Raw genomic sequence first — 14,904 nt, forward strand, 5'->3', positions numbered from 1 at the left:
ATGAAAACCCTACGCTTCGTTCAGCCAGTCAAGGCACTGGCCCTCGCCCTTGGCCTGTTCAGCGCCGCTGTCCACGCCGCCGACGCCCCACTCAAGGTCGGCACCACCGCCGCCTTCGCCATCCCGCTGGAGGCCGCCGTGGAAGAGGCCGGCAAGCAGGGCCTGAAAGTCGAACTGGTGGAGTTCACCGACTGGATCGCGCCCAACGTCAGCCTGGCCGCCGGCGATATCGACGTGAACTACTTCCAGCACATCCCGTTCCTGGAAAACGCCAAGGCCGCCGCCGGTTTCGACCTGGTGCCCTTCGCTCCGGGGATCATCAACAACGTCGGCCTCTACTCGAAGCAGTACAAGCGCTTCGACGAACTGCCCGAAGGCGCGACCGTGGCCATCGCCAACGACCCGATCAACAGCGGTCGCGGCCTGCAACTGCTGGCCAAGGCCGGGCTGATCACCCTCAAGCCCGGCGTCGGCTACAAGGCCACCGAGGACGACATCGTCAGCAACCCGAAAAAGCTCAAGATCCTTCAGGTCGAGGCCGTGCAACTGGTGCGCGCCTACGATGACGCTGACCTGGTGCAGGGCTACCCGGCCTACATCCGTCTGGCGAAAAGCTTCGATGCCGGCTCCGCGTTGCTGTTCGACGGCCTCGACCACAAGGAGTACGTGATCCAGTTCGTCATCCAGCCGAAGGAAAAGAACGACCCGCGGCTGATCAAGTTCGTCGATATCTACCAGCATTCGCCGGCCGTACGCGCTGCCCTGGACAAGGCCCACGGCAAGCTGTACCAGGCCGGCTGGGAAGGCTGACATGAGTGTCGCCAGCCTCCAGCGCCCACTGGCCGAAGCGCCACGCGAAGCCGAACAGACCGAACTGCATCCCGAACTCAACCGGGCCCACGTGCGCTTCATCGGCGTGGGCAAGACCTACGCCGGCCATCAGGGCCCGGTGCACGCCCTGCAGGGCATCGACCTGGCGATCCAGCGCGGCGAGGTGTTCGGCATCATCGGCCGCAGTGGTGCCGGCAAGTCGTCGCTGATCCGCACCATCAACCGCCTGGAGCAACCCACGGCGGGGCGGGTGCTGATCGACCAGGTGGACATCGGCGGGTTCGACGAAGACCGCCTGGTGGAACTGCGGCGGCGGGTCGGCATGATCTTCCAGCACTTCAACCTGATGTCGGCCAAGACCGTCTGGCAGAACGTCGAGCTGCCGCTGAAGGTGGCCGGGGTACCCCGGCTGGCGCGGGAGCAGAAGGTGCGCGAGCTGCTGGAACTGGTGGGCCTGCGGGACAAGCACAAGGCCTATCCGGCGCAGCTGTCCGGCGGGCAGAAACAGCGGGTGGGCATTGCCCGGGCGCTGGTGCATGACCCGGCGATTCTGTTGTGTGATGAAGCGACCTCGGCGCTCGACCCGGAGACCACCCAGTCGATCCTCGGCCTGCTGCGCGAGATCAACCGGCGCCTGGGCCTGACCGTGGTGCTGATCACCCACGAGATGGCGGTGATTCGTGAGATCTGCGATCGCGTGGTGGTCCTGGAGCGCGGGCGGGTGGTCGAGCAGGGGCCGGTGTGGCAAGTGTTCGGCGACCCGCAGCATGAGGTCAGCCGGACCTTGCTGGCGCCCTTGCAGCACGCGTTGCCGGAGGAACTGCAGGGCCGCCTGCGGGCGCAGCCGGAGTCGGCCGGGGCGGCCGTGGTGCTGCGCCTGCAGTTCACCGGCAGTGCCAGCGACGAACCGGACCTGGCCGCGCTGTTCAGCGCTCTGGGCGGGCGGGTACGGCTGTTGCAGGGCGGTGTCGAACGGATCCAGGGGCATGCCCTGGGGCAGTTGCTGCTGTCGGTGAGTGGCTCGTCGCTGGACGCCGAGGCGTTGCGCCAGCGCGCGGCCCGTTGGGCGCAACAGGTGGAGGTGCTGGGTTATGTGGCTTGATCGGTTGTGGCAGGGGGTGATCGACACCTTTCTGATGGTCGGCGTGTCGTCGCTGATCGCGCTGTTGCTGGGCATTCCGCTGGCGGTGATCCTGGTCACCAGCCACAAGGGCGGGATCTACGAGGCGCCCACGGTGAACCGGGTGCTGGGGGCGTTCGTCAACCTGTTCCGCTCGATTCCGTTCCTGATCCTGATGGTGGCGTTGATCCCGTTCACCCGGCTGGTCGTGGGGACCACCTATGGGGTGTGGGCGGCCGTGGTGCCGCTGACCATCGCCGCCACGCCGTTCTTTGCGCGGATCGCCGAGGTCAGCCTGCGCGAGGTCGACCATGGCCTGATCGAGGCGGCCCAGGCCATGGGCTGCCGGCGCTGGCATATCGTCTGGCACGTGCTGCTGCCCGAGGCGTTGCCGGGGATCGTCGGCGGTTTCACCATCACCCTGGTGACCATGATCAACTCCTCGGCGATGGCCGGGGCCATTGGTGCCGGAGGCCTGGGGGACATCGCCTATCGCTATGGCTACCAGCGCTTCGACAGCCAGGTGATGCTGACGGTGATCGTGTTGCTGGTGATCCTGGTGGCGGCGATCCAGTTCGGTGGTGACCGATTGGCGCGGGTGCTCAACAAGCGCTGAGATATCTGGCGTCTGGAGCATCGCTTTCGCGGGCAAGTCGGATCGCCGCCCGCGGAAGGGCCCTCCCGGGCGCAGCAGCAATCTGCAGGGTGATATATTCAGCTCATCCACCCCAAAGCGCAGATCCCCGATGAAAACCCTCGGCCCCGACGACCTCCACCAGATCGCTTCCACCACCCTCGGCCACTACAACCGCACCGCCGAGGGCTTCCGCGAAGGCACCCGCGACCACGATGTCAGCCAGAACATCGACGCCCTGCTGCGGCACATCCAGGGCACGGCGCCGTTCACCCTCCTGGACTTCGGCTGCGGCCCCGGCCGCGACCTCAAGGCCTTCACCCGCCTGGGCCACGTCGCCGTCGGCCTCGACGGCTCCGAGCGCTTCGCGCAAATGGCCCGCGAGGACAGCGGCTGCGAGGTGCTGCAGCAGAACTTCCTCGATCTGGACCTGCCGGCCCAACGTTTCGACGGGATCTTTGCCAATGCCGTGCTGTTCCATGTTCCGCTGCAGGAGCTGCCGCGCGTCCTGGAGCAACTGCACGCCACGCTCAAGCCGGGCGGGGTACTGTTCAGTTCCAACCCGCGGGGGGAAAACCAGGAGGGCTGGAATGGCGAGCGTTATGGCTCTTACCACGACCTGGAGGCCTGGCGGGCGTTGCTCACGGCGGCGGGCTTCATCGAACTGGAGCACTACTACCGTCCCGCCGGACTGCCCCGCGAGCAGCAGCCGTGGTTGGCGAGTGTCTGGCGCAAGCGTTAGCAGTGCGATGAGGCAGGGCGCTGGATTGTCCATCCTGAGAGGACAGTCAAACCGATTTGAGCCGCTTTTTCCTTTTTCGGCGGCTCATTAATCTGGTCACACATTGAACGACACAGCTTCCCACCACTTAAACGAAAAAGGATCTCCCCATGAGCAAGCCAACCTACAACCGCCTGAACAAAGACGACGCCGTAGTCCTGCTGGTCGACCACCAGACCGGTCTGATTTCCCTGGTGCAGGACTTCTCGCCGAACGAGTTCAAGAACAACGTGTTGGCGTTGGCCGACCTCGCCAAGTTCTTCAACCTGCCCACGATCCTGACCACCAGCTTCGAGCAGGGCCCCAACGGCCCGCTGGTTCCAGAGCTGAAAGAGATGTTCCCGGACGCGCCGTACATCGCCCGCCCCGGCCAGATCAACGCCTGGGACAACGAGGATTTCGTCAAGGCGATCAAGGCCACCGGCCGCAAGCAACTGATCATCGCCGGGGTGGTGACCGACGTTTGCGTGGCGTTCCCGACGCTGTCGGCGCTGGCTGAAGGTTTCGATGTGTTCGTGGTGACCGATGCTTCCGGCACTTTCAACACCACCGTGCAGCAGGCCGCGTGGAACCGCATGACCCAGGCTGGCGCACAGATGATGAACTGGTTCTCGGTGGCCTGTGAGCTGCACCGCGACTGGCGCAACGACATCGAAGGCCTGGGCAACCTGCTGTCGCAGCGGATCCCCAACTACCGCAACCTGATGAACAGCTACGCGGCGCTGACGGCCCGTTAATCCACCCGGAACCACAAGGCCCGCCTCCGAGCGGGCCTTTTGCTTTGCGCAGACCGGATGGCATTTGAGAGGGCTTGCCCGCGAAGCTTCTGGCGGCTTCAGGAACGCCTTCGCTGGCAAGCCAGCTCCTACAGGAATTGCGGTGTTCCCAGATGCTTCAGTGCTGCTGCCCCAGCAACCCATCTACCTGGCTTTGCGCCAACTCGATCAGGTGCACCGAGGCCATCGCCAGATGGCGCGGCAGGCCGCTCAACTGCTCGGCGGACTCATAGGCGGTCGCAGCGGCCGAGCTCAGGATCGAGTCGAGGTTGTTCAGGGTGTCTTCGAGGTGAGGTGTCCTGCTGATGGGATCTGCGGGTAGTTCGTAGTGGGCGAAAGCGCGCTCGGTAGCGGCTTGGAGTGCCGGTTCGCTTTTGGGCGGGTTGGGCGTGACTTTGAACATGGCGATTCTCCTGACATGGTCGAGAACCCGTCACCGTCGTGACCAAACGAGAGGTGGCGGGCGGTACGCAGGTTGGTCAACCGGGATGTCAGGCACCCGGCGCACCCGAAGGCGCCCCGCGCACAGCCCACCATGAAACGACAGACACAGGAAGTGCCTGAAACCTTGGTGGCGCTGGTGCGCCTGACATTGAACGGGTGACCAAACCCGGTCACTGTTTTTCAGTGACAGGTGTCAGCCTAGGTCCCGCAGATCGACAGGCGCAAGCCAAAAGGATTTTCTAGGAAACTTCAGGCGAGGGAAAGGGAATCGTCTTGCTGGTGGGTCTTAGCGTCTGCAACAAGAATTTATCCAACGGTCGTAGTGAGTTGACATCAACGTCATCTGTGGCATTCTTGAAGAACCACTCAGCCCCGTACGCAGCGATTCAGTTCGCTGGCCGTTGGGGTGAAAAAACCGGCCTCGTGCCGGTTTTTTCGTTTCAAGGGACTGAAACCTGTGCGCACAGCCTGCTTTGTGGACGGATACAACCTGTTTTATGGCTTATTGGCAGGAACCCAGTATAAATGGCTGGACCTTCCGGCGCTGCTTCTCCTCATCCTTTGCGCCGAGCAACCCGAGAGCGAACTGGTCTCGATATTTTTCTTCACTTCGGGCGTCAAACCCGATCTTGCCAGTCGTGGCCGGCTCTCCAAGGAGGCCCAGGACACCTATTTGCGTGCGCTCATTGAAAGAGGTGTGCATGTCCATTATGGGCGGCACCAATTGGAGCCGAGGCTTGCGCCTCGATTTGTCGATCGAAATACACCGGCCTCAAGGCAGGACCAGGTCGCTATCTGGAAGCTCGAAGAAAAGGAAACCGATGTTCATATCGCGATCAGCATGTATCGTCTTGCTGCCAAACAAGCGTCGTTGCCTGCTTCTGAACGTATCGGGCAAATCGTGCTGGTGTCAGCCGACACGGATATGACCCCTGCCCTCAGGGCTATCCGGGAGGATCATCCCGAGATTCAAGTGGGTGTAGTTCTGCCGAACCGTGAAGGTATCAAGCGCACACCTCCTGGCTCATTGAAGAATCACTCCAACTGGATGCGTCAGGTCGTCACACAGGAGGAGCTGGCTGCCTGCCAGTTTCCACATCAAGTGCCGACCCGGAAAAAACCGGCGAGAAAGCCGTGCTACTGGTGAGCTTCCCCGAAAAAGAAAACCCCGGAGGGCCTTGGCCGTCCGGGGGCGCTGGGTGCCACCGCTTACAGCTTGGCGATCGACACCTCGGTGGATTTCACGAAGGCGATCACTTCGCTGCCGATTTCCAGTTCCAGTTCCTTGACCGAACGGGTGGTGATCACCGAGGTGACGATGCCGGAAGCGGTCTGGACGTCGATTTCCGACAGTACGTCGCCGGTGACGATTTCCTTGACGGTGCCCTTGAACTGGTTGCGCACGTTGATGGCTTTGATGGTCATGGCGTTGATTCCTGTCTTTGATTGAGTAGGCAAGGCTTGGTTACAGCGCCCAGCGCAATTGCGTGGGCAAGGGTGAAACAGGTTCCGGTTCGGGTGGCGCGCCAGGCAGCGACAGCACCCGGTTCAACACTTCGGTCTCCAGCGCCGCCAGGCGATGGGAACCCCGCACCCGCGGGCGCGGCAGTTCGACGTGCAGGTCGAGGCCGATCTGGCCGTCTTCGATCAGGATCACCCGATCGGCGATGGCCACGGCTTCGCTGACGTCGTGGGTCACCAGCAGCACGGTAAAACCATGCTGCTGCCAAAGGCGCTCGATCAGTTGCTGCATCTCGATCCGGGTCAGGGCGTCCAACGCCCCCAGCGGTTCGTCGAGCAGCAGCAGTCGAGGCTGGTGAATCAGGGCGCGGGCCAGGGCCACGCGCTGTTTCTGGCCACCGGACAGGCCCGCCGGCCACTCGTTGGCACGATCGGCCAGGCCGACCGCTTCCAGTGCCTGCAGGGCCTGGGGACGCCAGTTGCCCTTGAGGCCGAGGCCGACGTTGTCGATGACTTTTTTCCACGGCAGCAGGCGCGCTTCCTGGAACATCAGCCGGGTGTCTTCGCGGGCGTCGCTCAGCGGCGCGGCGCCGGCCAGCAGGTCACCGCCGGTGGGTTTGTCGAGACCGGCCAGCAGGCGCAGCAGGGTGCTCTTGCCGCAACCGCTGCGGCCGACCACGGCGACGAATTGTCCGGCCGGGATATGCAGGTCGATCTCACGCAGGACCTGGCGCTCGCCGAAGGTTTTCTGCAGCTTGCGCGCCGCCAGCGGAATGCCTTGCAGCAGGCGTGGAGGTTGTTGGGCTGTCATGCGGCACCGCCTTTGCTCTGATAGGCCGGATGCCAGCGCAGCCAGACCCGCTCCAGGCCACGGGCCGCGAGGTCGGCGAGTTTGCCCAGGACCGCGTAGAGGACAATCGCCAACACCACCACGTCGGTTTGCAGGAACTCCCGGGCGTTCATCGCCAGGTAGCCGATGCCGGAACTGGCCGAGATGGTCTCGGCGACGATCAGGGTCAGCCACATGAAGCCGAGGGCGAAGCGCACGCCGACCAGGATCGAGGGCAACGCGCCCGGCAGGATCACCTGGCGGAACAGGTTGAAGCCGGACAGGCCGTAGCTGCGCGACATCTCCACCAGGGCCGGATCGACGTTGCGGATGCCGTGGTAGGTGTTGAGGTAGATCGGGAACAGGGTGCCGAGGGCGACCAGGAAAATCTTCGCCGACTCGTCGATGCCGAACCACAGGATGACCAGTGGGATCAGCGCCAGGTGCGGCACGTTGCGGATCATCTGCACCGAGCTGTCGAGCAGGCGTTCGCCCCATTTCGACAGGCCGGTGATGAAGCCCAGGGTCAGGCCGATGCTGCCACCGATGAGGAAACCGAGGCCGGCGCGCCAGCCGCTGATGGCCAGGTGAGTCCAGAGGTCGCCGCTCTGCACCAGGGCGACGCCGGCCTCGACCACGGCGCTCGGCGCGGGCAGGATCCGGGTCGACAGCCAGCCGGCCGAGACCGACAGTTGCCACACCGCCAGCAGCAGGATCGGCAGCGCCCAGGGCGCCAGCCGGTGGGTGATACGGGTCAGGGTCGTCATGGCGCGGCCTCAGCTCTGGGACACGGCTTTGGGCAGGATGTCGTTGGCGACCATCTCACCGAAAGGGCTGACGTAACCGGCGCTTTTCGGCCGCTCCGGGCGCTCGATGTCCAGGTGCGGGAACAGCAGTTCGGCGACCCGGTAGGACTCTTCCAGGTGCGGGTAGCCGGAGAAGATGAAGGTGTCGATGCCCAGGTCCGCGTATTCCTTGACCCGTGCCGCCACGGTCGGGCCATCGCCGACCAGGGCGGTGCCGGCACCGCCCCGTACCAGGCCGACGCCGGCCCACAGGTTGGGGCTGACTTCCAGCTTGTCGCGGCTGCCACCGTGCAGGGCGGCCATGCGCTGCTGGCCGACGGAGTCGAAGCGCGCCAGGGATTTCTGCGCGCGGGCGATGGTGTCATCGTCCAGGTGCGAGATGAGTTTCTCTGCGGCCTTCCAGGCCTCGGCATTGGTTTCGCGAACGATCACGTGCAGGCGGATGCCGAAGCGCACGGTACGGCCCTGTCTGGCGGCCTTGGCGCGGACCTGTTCGATTTTCTCGGCGACGGCGGCCGGCGGTTCGCCCCAGGTCAGGACCATGTCCACCTGTTCGGCGGCCAGGTCCTGGGCGGCTTCCGACGAGCCGCCGAAGTACAGCGGTGGCCGCGGCTGCTGCAGGGGCGGATAGAGCAGCTTGGCGCCCTTCACGCTGATGTGCTGGCCGTCGTAGTCGACGGTCTCGCCTTCCAGTACCCGCCGCCAGATGCGGGTGAACTCCACCGAGGCCTGGTAACGCTCTTCGTGGTCGAGGAACAGGCCGTCGCCGGCCAGCTCGTCCGGGTCGCCGCCGGTCACCAGGTTGAACAGCGCCCGTCCGCCGGACAGCCGGTCGAGGGTCGCCGCCTGGCGCGCCGCCACGGTCGGGGAAATGATTCCGGGGCGCAGGGCGACGAGGAATTTCAGCCGTTGGGTCACCGGGATCAGCGAGGCGGCCACCAGCCAGGAGTCCTCGCAGGAACGCCCGGTGGGGATCAATACGCCGCCGAAGCCGAGGCGATCGGCGGCCTGGGCCACCTGCTGCAGATAACCGTGGTCGACGGCGCGTGCGCCTTCGGCGGTGCCAAGGTAATGGCCGTCGCCGTGGGTAGGCAGGAACCAGAAGATGTTGAGGCTCATGGAGTTGTCTCCTAAGGAATACGGTTCAAGGTGCGGTGGCAACGGCGGCCGGTGGTGTCCAGATCACGTCCTTGATGCTCAGCGGCTTGGGAATCAGCTTGAGCTGGTAGAAGCTGTCGGCGATTTTCTGTTGCGCGGCGACCACCTCGGGGGTGAGGAACTGCGCGCCGTAGCCCTGGCGCTTCACCGAGGTCAGGGTGATGTCGGCGGGCAGGCCGAGCAGCGGCGCGACCTGGGCGGTGACTTCCTCGGGGTTGGCCTTGGACCAGTCGCCGACGGCGCGCACTTCCTCGACCAGGGCCTTGATCACCTCGGGGTGTTTTTGCGCGTAGGAGCGGGTCGCCAGGTAGAACTGGTTGTTGTCCACCAGGCCCTTGCCGTCACGCAGGGTGCGGGCCTTGAGCTGTTGCTCGGCGGCAGCCTGGTAGGGGTCCCAGATCACCCAGGCGTCGACGCTGCCGCGCTCGAAGGCGGCGCGGGCATCGGCGGGCGGCAGGTAGACGGTCTGGATGTCGCTGTACTTGAGGCCGGCGTCTTCCAGGGCGCGGACCAGCAGGTAGTGGACGTTGGAGCCCTTGTTGAGGGCGACCTTCTTGCCCTTGAGTTCCTGTACCGACTTGATCGGCGAGTCCTTGGGTACCAGGATCGCTTCGCTGGTCGGCGCGGGCGGCTCGGAGGCGACGTAGAGCAGGTCGGCACCGGCGGCCTGGGCAAATACCGGTGGCGTCTCGCCGGTGACACCGAAGTCGATCGAGCCGACGTTCAGCCCTTCGAGCAGTTGCGGGCCACCGGGGAACTCGGTCCATTGCACCTGTACGCCCTGCGCGGCGAGGCGTTTTTCCAGGCTGCCCTTGGCCTTGAGCAGGACCAGGGTGCCGTATTTCTGATAACCGATGCGCAGGGACTCGGCCTGGGCTTGGGTAATGGCGCCGAAGGTGACAGCCGCTGCAAACAGAGCGACCAGACCACGACGCAAAATGACAGTGCGCATGGCGCTCTCCTTTTTGCAGTTGGGGTTTTGGCTGCACCTGCTTGCCCGTTGGCGGGCGAGTAAGGCCAGTACATCGATTGCGGGTGAAACGGGCTAGATGCTCCAGCGAGCACTCAGCAGACGATCGTTCAGCACGGCCGGGTCCAGGGGCCTGGGCCGGCGGGCCAGGGCCCGGTGGAACTGCTCCAGGGCCTCGTCCAGGCGTTGTTCCAGCGCCGGGGCCAGTTGCGCCTGGGCGCTGCCTTCGCCATAGGCGATCTGGCTGTCCTCGGCGAAGATGCCGTGGAGCATCTCCTGGGCCTTCAGCGCGGCGAGGACCGGCTTGAGCGCATAGTCCACGGCGAGCATGTGGGCGATGCTGCCACCGGTGGCCATGGGCAGGACCACCTTGTGGCTCAGGGCGCGCTCGGGCAGCAGGTCGAGCAGGGTCTTCAGGGCGCCGGAAAACGAGGCCTTGTACACCGGCGTGGCGATCACCAGGCCGTCGGCCTGTTCGATATGCTGCAGCAGATCGACCACCTGCGGGCTGCCGAAGCGTGCATGGAGCAGGTCTTCGGCATTGAAATCACGGATCTGGTAGTTCACTACCTCGATGCCTTGCCGGTTGAGCCAGTGTCTGGCGCGGTCCAGCAGTACCCCGGAGCGCGATCGCTGGCTGGGGCTTCCTCCGAGTGTCACGACCAGCATGTAGGTCTTTCCTCAAACATATGACGGCGATTCGCGGGTTGCGATCTCGCTTGGGTTGACAGACCTTACCAGTGATTTTTTATATCCATAAATCTTATTTATTCATTTGTTTATTCTTAAAGTGCATATAAGGCAGGTTTTGTTCCGGGCAAAAAAATAGGCCGTCGAAACGGCCTGAAAACCCCTGCTTTGTGAATACCTTGAAACTGAAAAAAACGGCCGATGTTCTCGATCCCTGTAGGAGCGTGGCTTGCCCGCGATCGAGTGCGAAGCACTCGCAAATCCTGAGCACCCGTTTCATCAGGAACACCGCATCAGCCGATTTCACGACTGCTTCGCAGCCGATCGCGGGCAAGCCACGCTCCTACAGGGGGAGGGCGCTGGCTGCCCTTCACATGGATCTCAGCGATTGGGCTGCGGCGTCAGGCGCAGGTACGGTTTCACCGCGCGGTAGCCTTTCGGGAAGCGACGCTTGATCTCTTCCTCGTCCTTGAGCGACGGCACGATCACCACGTCGTCACCGTCCTGCCAGTTGGCCGGGGTGGCGACCTTGTGGTTGTCGGTCAGTTGCAGCGAGTCGATCACCCGCAGGATCTCGTTGAAGTTGCGGCCGGTGCTCGCCGGGTAGGTGATGGTCAGCCGGATCTTCTTGTTCGGGTCGATCACGAACAGCGAGCGCACGGTCAGGGTGTCGCTGGCATTGGGGTGGATCAGGTCGTACAGGTCGGACACCTTGCGGTCGGCGTCGGCCAGGATCGGGAAGTTGACAAGGGTGTGCTGGGTTTCGTTGATGTCCTCGATCCACTTGTGGTGCGAGTCCACCGGGTCCACGGACAGGGCGATGGCCTTGACGCCGCGCTGGGCGAATTCGTCCTTGAGCTTGGCGGTGAAGCCAAGTTCGGTGGTGCACACCGGGGTGAAGTCCGCCGGGTGGGAAAACAGCACGCCCCAGCTGTCGCCGAGCCACTCGTGGAAACGAATCTTGCCGGCGCTGGAATCCTGTTCGAAGTCGGGGGCGATGTCGCCCAGTCTGAGGCTCATGTGCTGCTCCTTGGGTGAAGGTGGATGAGTCCTAATGTGCCTGTAGTACGGATTATTTAAAAAGAATAAATATCGATTTATTTAGAAGATAAGGAAATATTAAAAACATCTTCATTGGACGCGCAAGGCGACCAGGCGCACTCTTGTCCACAGCTTGTGAGAGGGCTAAGGGGATGTAACTCAGTGGAGTGCCGAACGCCGCGATGTCGAGGTTTGGCGGGAGGCCGAAGCTGATGGTAGTGCTGTATGCAAGACGTGAAGCACTCGGCCCGGCATTGCGCCGGGCCGAGTGTGGATCTTTCTACTAGACGATCACGCGCTTCTTACAGCAGCGGGATCGAGTAGCTGACGATCAGGCGGTTCTCGTCCTGCGAACGGGTGTTCGGCAGGTCGGTACGCCACATGGCGTTTTTCCAGGCGAAGCCCAGGTTCTTGAAGGTACCTTCCGGTACGACGTAGGCCAGGCTGATGTCGCGTTCCCACTCGGAGCTACCGTTGGCACGTACGCCCGATACGATGGTATCGATGTTGTCGCCACGCAGGTAAACGATACCGGCGGTCAGGCCAGGTACGCCAACCTTGGCGAAGTCGTAGGCGTAGCGAGCCTGCCAGGTGCGCTCGCCGGCACGGGCGAACTTCTGGATCTGCACGTCGGTGATGGTGCTGTTGGACGAGCCGTCACCCTGGTTCAGCCAAGGGAAGTCGCTGTCACCCTTGGTGTACTGGTAGCCGGCGCCGAAGGTGTGGCCTTCAACCGAGTACAGGGCCAGGTAGCTGTACAGGTCGTTGTCGACCTTGCCCTTGACCTTGGTGGCGTTGGTGGTGTGATCCGAGTACCAGCCGGTGGTGTAGTAGTTGGCGGTGTCGCCATTGGCACCATTGTCACGGCTGCGGTAGTAGCGCAGGTCGCTCTTGAGTACGCCAGGGCCGATTGCCCAGTTGTGCACCAGGCCCAGGAAGTTCTGCGAGTAGAAGTCCTTCAGCTCGCCGTAGTAGTACGAAGCGGTCAGGTCCTTGGTGATCTTGTAGTCGGCACCACCATAGTAGAACTTGTTGCTGTCACGCGCGGCAGCGGTAGTGCCGTTGGCGCCAGCGATCGACAGGCTCTGGTCGTTGGTGGAGTTACGGCCTTTGGCCGAGTTGATCAGACCGCCGGTCAGGGTCAGATCCTTGATTTCGTTCGACTTGATCTCGCCGCCGGTGAAGGTTTGTGGCAGCAGGCGACCGTCGTTGGTCTTGATGACCGGGTTGTTCGGCTGCAGGGTACCGATCTTCAGTTCGGTCTGGGAAACCTTGACCTTGCCGGTCAGGCCCAGGCTTGCGAAGTCTGGTACTGCGCCATTCTGGCCATTGGTCGGGAAGACTGTGCCGCCGTTGGCAGCACCGTTGGCGTTACCGCTCTTGTCACGGCTGGAGTCCAGACGGATGCCGTACAGACCGATCGCATCGACACCGAACTGCACGGTGCCTTGGGTGTAACCCGAGATGAAGCGCAGATCGAAGCCTTGGCCCCATTCTTCGTTCTTGTTCCGGCTGGTAGCGGTGTTGGCGCCATCGCGGTTATCGGTATTGATGTAGAAGTTGCGCAGACCCAGAGTGGCCTTGCTGTCTTCGATGAAACCTGCGGCGCCTGCCTGCTGCGCCAGAACCCCCACGGCCACAGCCAGGGCCAGAGTGGACTTCTTCATTGGTCTTGCTCCTCTCATTTCTAATTTTTGTATTTCTGATTGGCTCGGGATCTACGCCCCTTTGGCGCCACAGATTTCGCGATTAGCGCCGGATCGTGACCGGTAAGTCAATCGAGACCCGCCTGCCTACGACTTTGGTCTAACCGCTGGTGTTTGGTCCGTGCAGAGTAATGACTTTGTCATAAACCCAAAAAGAATCATTTCGTCCTTTTTCAGACGATTCAGGAATATGGTGTTTGATCGAACGCCGCGCCAGGGGGTGTTATCGACCGCCGGGCTCATTCCTGAAAAGTATTTTTCTGCCTCTTTTTAGAACCCGGCGACTTGCGGAGGCGTCTCCGTACGTCATGGGCGATCAAAAAGGCGACGCAATCATGGCGAAACGCTGCCACTCTCGTCAATTTATTACAGCATTTGTCAGAACAAGATTGCCATGTACCTGTCACATTCCGACGTCCGGTCCGGAGCGTGACTTGTCGGACTGGCCCTCAACCATAGATCACGAAACGCCGTGTCGCGAATCCGCTTGTCTCCACAGCGCGATATGACCCCGGTTTCCGGGGACATGAAAGACATATTTCCTCTCATAAGCTAATGCAAATAAGTTATTTATTTTAATATTCTTAGATCATTTAGTCTTCTCGACACGCCGAGTCCCGGTCATCCGTTGAGGAGCTTCTCCGATGAAACCCCATTCCCCACTCCGCCTGCTGGCGGCACTGTCCCTGGCCGGGGCTAGCCTGTTCGCCCAGGCTGCCGACCTGACCGTGGCCTACCAGACCACCGTCGATCCGGCCAAGGTCGCCCAGGCCGACGGCACCTACGAAAAAGTCAGCCAGGCCAGGATCGACTGGCGCAAGTTCGACAATGGCGCCGACGTCATCTCGGCCATCGCCTCGGGCGACGTGCAGATCGGCTACCTCGGCTCCAGCCCGCTGACTGCGGCCATCACCCGCAAGGTACCGGTGGAAACCTTCCTGATCGCCACCCAGATCGGCGCCGCCGAGGCCCTGGTGGCTCGCGACGGCTCCGGGATCAACTCGCCCCAGGACCTGGTCGGCAAGAAGGTCGCCGTGCCGTTCGTCTCCACCGGCCACTACAGCCTGCTGGCCGCGCTGAAACACTGGAACATCGATCCGGCGAAGGTGCAGGTCCTCAACCTCGCGCCGCCGGCGATCATCTCCGCCTGGAAGCGCGGCGATATCGATGCCACCTACGTCTGGGACCCGGCCCTGGGCGTGGCCAAGGAAAACGGCAAGGTGCTGATCACCTCCGGCGAACTGGCGAAGCTCGGTGCACCGACGTTCGATGCCTGGATCGTGCGCAAGGACTTTGCCGAGAAGCACCCGGAGATCGTCAAGGCATTCGCCAAAGTGACGCTGGATGCCTACGCGCAATACCGAAAAGACCCACAGGCCTGGCTGGCTGACAAAGCGAACGTCGACAAGCTGGTCAAGCTCTCCGGTGCCAAGGCCAGCGACATTCCGCTGCTGCTGCAGGGCAACGTCTACCCGCTGGCGGCTGACCAGGTCACCGTCCTCGGCAAGCCGACCGCCCAGGCGATCACCGACACCGCGACGTTCCTGAAAGAGCAGGGCAAGGTCGAGGCGGTCCTGCCGGACTACGCCCCCTACGTCAGCGCCAAATTCATCACCAACTGATTCAACGGGCCTGATTGCCCGAGCCCAGGACTGAG

At 62.9% G+C, this 14,904-nt stretch carries 17 protein-coding genes; 7 read left to right on the top strand and 10 right to left on the bottom strand.

The window, feature by feature from the left end:
* From ACZ5KU_RS01095 to ycaC, 5 genes are all read left to right on the top strand, one after another.
* Nucleotides 1-810 carry a MetQ/NlpA family ABC transporter substrate-binding protein gene (locus ACZ5KU_RS01095; protein WP_054060193.1) on the top strand — a complete coding sequence of 270 codons (810 nt, stop codon included), beginning with the start codon at nt 1-3 and terminating at the stop codon, nt 808-810.
* Nucleotide 811: 1 nt separating this feature from the next.
* Nucleotides 812-1,933: a methionine ABC transporter ATP-binding protein gene (locus ACZ5KU_RS01100; RefSeq protein ID WP_464736739.1), complete on the top strand. Its 1,122-nt coding sequence runs from the start codon at nt 812-814 to the stop codon at nt 1,931-1,933.
* A complete protein-coding gene (locus ACZ5KU_RS01105; protein WP_054060956.1) occupies nt 1,923-2,567 on the top strand; it encodes a methionine ABC transporter permease in 645 nt (214 codons plus the stop codon). Before ACZ5KU_RS01100 ends, ACZ5KU_RS01105 begins: the two co-directional genes overlap by 11 nt.
* Nucleotides 2,568-2,697: 130 nt before the next feature.
* Complete coding sequence (locus ACZ5KU_RS01110; RefSeq protein ID WP_054062004.1) at nt 2,698-3,327, top strand: class I SAM-dependent methyltransferase; 630 nt, start codon at nt 2,698-2,700, stop codon at nt 3,325-3,327.
* A 149-nt stretch (nt 3,328-3,476) separates the two neighbouring features.
* Complete coding sequence (gene ycaC / locus ACZ5KU_RS01115) at nt 3,477-4,103, top strand: isochorismate family cysteine hydrolase YcaC (protein ID WP_054061924.1); 627 nt, start codon at nt 3,477-3,479, stop codon at nt 4,101-4,103.
* Between the two features lie 157 nt (nt 4,104-4,260).
* Here ycaC and ACZ5KU_RS01120 read toward each other — a convergent pair whose 3' ends face one another.
* The gene (locus ACZ5KU_RS01120) at nt 4,261-4,545 is read right to left on the bottom strand and encodes a DUF6124 family protein (protein ID WP_464736740.1); all 285 of its coding nucleotides are present in this window, start codon (nt 4,543-4,545) and stop codon (nt 4,261-4,263) included.
* A 498-nt stretch (nt 4,546-5,043) separates the two neighbouring features.
* On the opposite strand from ACZ5KU_RS01120, the gene ACZ5KU_RS01125 reads away from it, so the two are divergent.
* Nucleotides 5,044-5,733: an NYN domain-containing protein gene (locus tag ACZ5KU_RS01125; protein ID WP_416773396.1), complete on the top strand. Its 690-nt coding sequence runs from the start codon at nt 5,044-5,046 to the stop codon at nt 5,731-5,733.
* Between the two features lie 62 nt (nt 5,734-5,795).
* Here the strand turns inward: ACZ5KU_RS01125 and ACZ5KU_RS01130 are convergent, their stop codons facing one another.
* The 9 genes from ACZ5KU_RS01130 to ACZ5KU_RS01170 form a co-directional block, all read right to left on the bottom strand.
* Nucleotides 5,796-6,011 (bottom strand): TOBE domain-containing protein, encoded by a 216-nt coding sequence (locus ACZ5KU_RS01130; RefSeq protein WP_017901475.1) that lies wholly within the window; start codon nt 6,009-6,011, stop codon nt 5,796-5,798.
* 40 nt (nt 6,012-6,051) lie between these two features.
* On the bottom strand, nt 6,052-6,858 hold the full coding sequence (gene ssuB / locus ACZ5KU_RS01135) for an aliphatic sulfonates ABC transporter ATP-binding protein (protein WP_054062007.1): 807 nt from the start codon (nt 6,856-6,858) through the stop codon (nt 6,052-6,054).
* Nucleotides 6,855-7,643 (bottom strand): aliphatic sulfonate ABC transporter permease SsuC, encoded by a 789-nt coding sequence (gene ssuC, locus ACZ5KU_RS01140; protein ID WP_416771313.1) that lies wholly within the window; start codon nt 7,641-7,643, stop codon nt 6,855-6,857. Before ssuC ends, ssuB begins: the two co-directional genes overlap by 4 nt.
* Nucleotides 7,644-7,652: 9 nt before the next feature.
* Nucleotides 7,653-8,801 (bottom strand): FMNH2-dependent alkanesulfonate monooxygenase, encoded by a 1,149-nt coding sequence (gene ssuD, locus ACZ5KU_RS01145; protein ID WP_054062009.1) that lies wholly within the window; start codon nt 8,799-8,801, stop codon nt 7,653-7,655.
* A 25-nt stretch (nt 8,802-8,826) separates the two neighbouring features.
* A complete protein-coding gene (locus ACZ5KU_RS01150) occupies nt 8,827-9,792 on the bottom strand; it encodes a sulfonate ABC transporter substrate-binding protein (protein WP_464736741.1) in 966 nt (321 codons plus the stop codon).
* Nucleotides 9,793-9,885: 93 nt separating this feature from the next.
* Nucleotides 9,886-10,479, bottom strand: coding sequence for an NADPH-dependent FMN reductase (ssuE, locus tag ACZ5KU_RS01155; protein ID WP_054058723.1), 594 nt, complete (start codon nt 10,477-10,479; stop codon nt 9,886-9,888).
* Between the two features lie 94 nt (nt 10,480-10,573).
* A complete protein-coding gene (locus ACZ5KU_RS01160; protein ID WP_054058722.1) occupies nt 10,574-10,834 on the bottom strand; it encodes a hypothetical protein in 261 nt (86 codons plus the stop codon).
* Between the two features lie 47 nt (nt 10,835-10,881).
* Nucleotides 10,882-11,520 (bottom strand): peroxiredoxin, encoded by a 639-nt coding sequence (locus ACZ5KU_RS01165; RefSeq protein ID WP_054058721.1) that lies wholly within the window; start codon nt 11,518-11,520, stop codon nt 10,882-10,884.
* 323 nt (nt 11,521-11,843) lie between these two features.
* Complete coding sequence (locus ACZ5KU_RS01170; RefSeq protein WP_054058720.1) at nt 11,844-13,208, bottom strand: OprD family porin; 1,365 nt, start codon at nt 13,206-13,208, stop codon at nt 11,844-11,846.
* Nucleotides 13,209-13,891: 683 nt separating this feature from the next.
* On the opposite strand from ACZ5KU_RS01170, the gene tauA reads away from it, so the two are divergent.
* A complete protein-coding gene (gene tauA, locus ACZ5KU_RS01175) occupies nt 13,892-14,869 on the top strand; it encodes a taurine ABC transporter substrate-binding protein (protein ID WP_464736742.1) in 978 nt (325 codons plus the stop codon).
* Nucleotides 14,870-14,904: the final 35 nt, after the last annotated feature.

This window comes from Pseudomonas sp. Tof1 (assembly GCF_055390395.1).

Bases quoted from the DNA above. Each gene is read 5' to 3' on its own strand.
- ACZ5KU_RS01095 (WP_054060193.1), top strand. From the start codon at position 1: ATGAAAACCCTACGCTTCGTTCAGCCAGTCAAGGCACTGGCCCTCGCC.
- ACZ5KU_RS01100 (WP_464736739.1), top strand. From the start codon at position 812: ATGAGTGTCGCCAGCCTCCAGCGCCCACTGGCCGAAGCGCCACGCGAA.
- ACZ5KU_RS01105 (WP_054060956.1), top strand. From the start codon at position 1,923: ATGTGGCTTGATCGGTTGTGGCAGGGGGTGATCGACACCTTTCTGATG.
- ACZ5KU_RS01110 (WP_054062004.1), top strand. From the start codon at position 2,698: ATGAAAACCCTCGGCCCCGACGACCTCCACCAGATCGCTTCCACCACC.
- ycaC (WP_054061924.1), top strand. From the start codon at position 3,477: ATGAGCAAGCCAACCTACAACCGCCTGAACAAAGACGACGCCGTAGTC.
- ACZ5KU_RS01120 (WP_464736740.1), bottom strand. From the start codon at position 4,545: ATGTTCAAAGTCACGCCCAACCCGCCCAAAAGCGAACCGGCACTCCAA.
- ACZ5KU_RS01130 (WP_017901475.1), bottom strand. From the start codon at position 6,011: ATGACCATCAAAGCCATCAACGTGCGCAACCAGTTCAAGGGCACCGTC.
- ssuB (WP_054062007.1), bottom strand. From the start codon at position 6,858: ATGACAGCCCAACAACCTCCACGCCTGCTGCAAGGCATTCCGCTGGCG.
- ssuC (WP_416771313.1), bottom strand. From the start codon at position 7,643: ATGACGACCCTGACCCGTATCACCCACCGGCTGGCGCCCTGGGCGCTG.
- ssuD (WP_054062009.1), bottom strand. From the start codon at position 8,801: ATGAGCCTCAACATCTTCTGGTTCCTGCCTACCCACGGCGACGGCCAT.
- ACZ5KU_RS01150 (WP_464736741.1), bottom strand. From the start codon at position 9,792: ATGCGCACTGTCATTTTGCGTCGTGGTCTGGTCGCTCTGTTTGCAGCG.
- ssuE (WP_054058723.1), bottom strand. From the start codon at position 10,479: ATGCTGGTCGTGACACTCGGAGGAAGCCCCAGCCAGCGATCGCGCTCC.
- ACZ5KU_RS01165 (WP_054058721.1), bottom strand. From the start codon at position 11,520: ATGAGCCTCAGACTGGGCGACATCGCCCCCGACTTCGAACAGGATTCC.
- ACZ5KU_RS01170 (WP_054058720.1), bottom strand. From the start codon at position 13,208: ATGAAGAAGTCCACTCTGGCCCTGGCTGTGGCCGTGGGGGTTCTGGCG.
- tauA (WP_464736742.1), top strand. From the start codon at position 13,892: ATGAAACCCCATTCCCCACTCCGCCTGCTGGCGGCACTGTCCCTGGCC.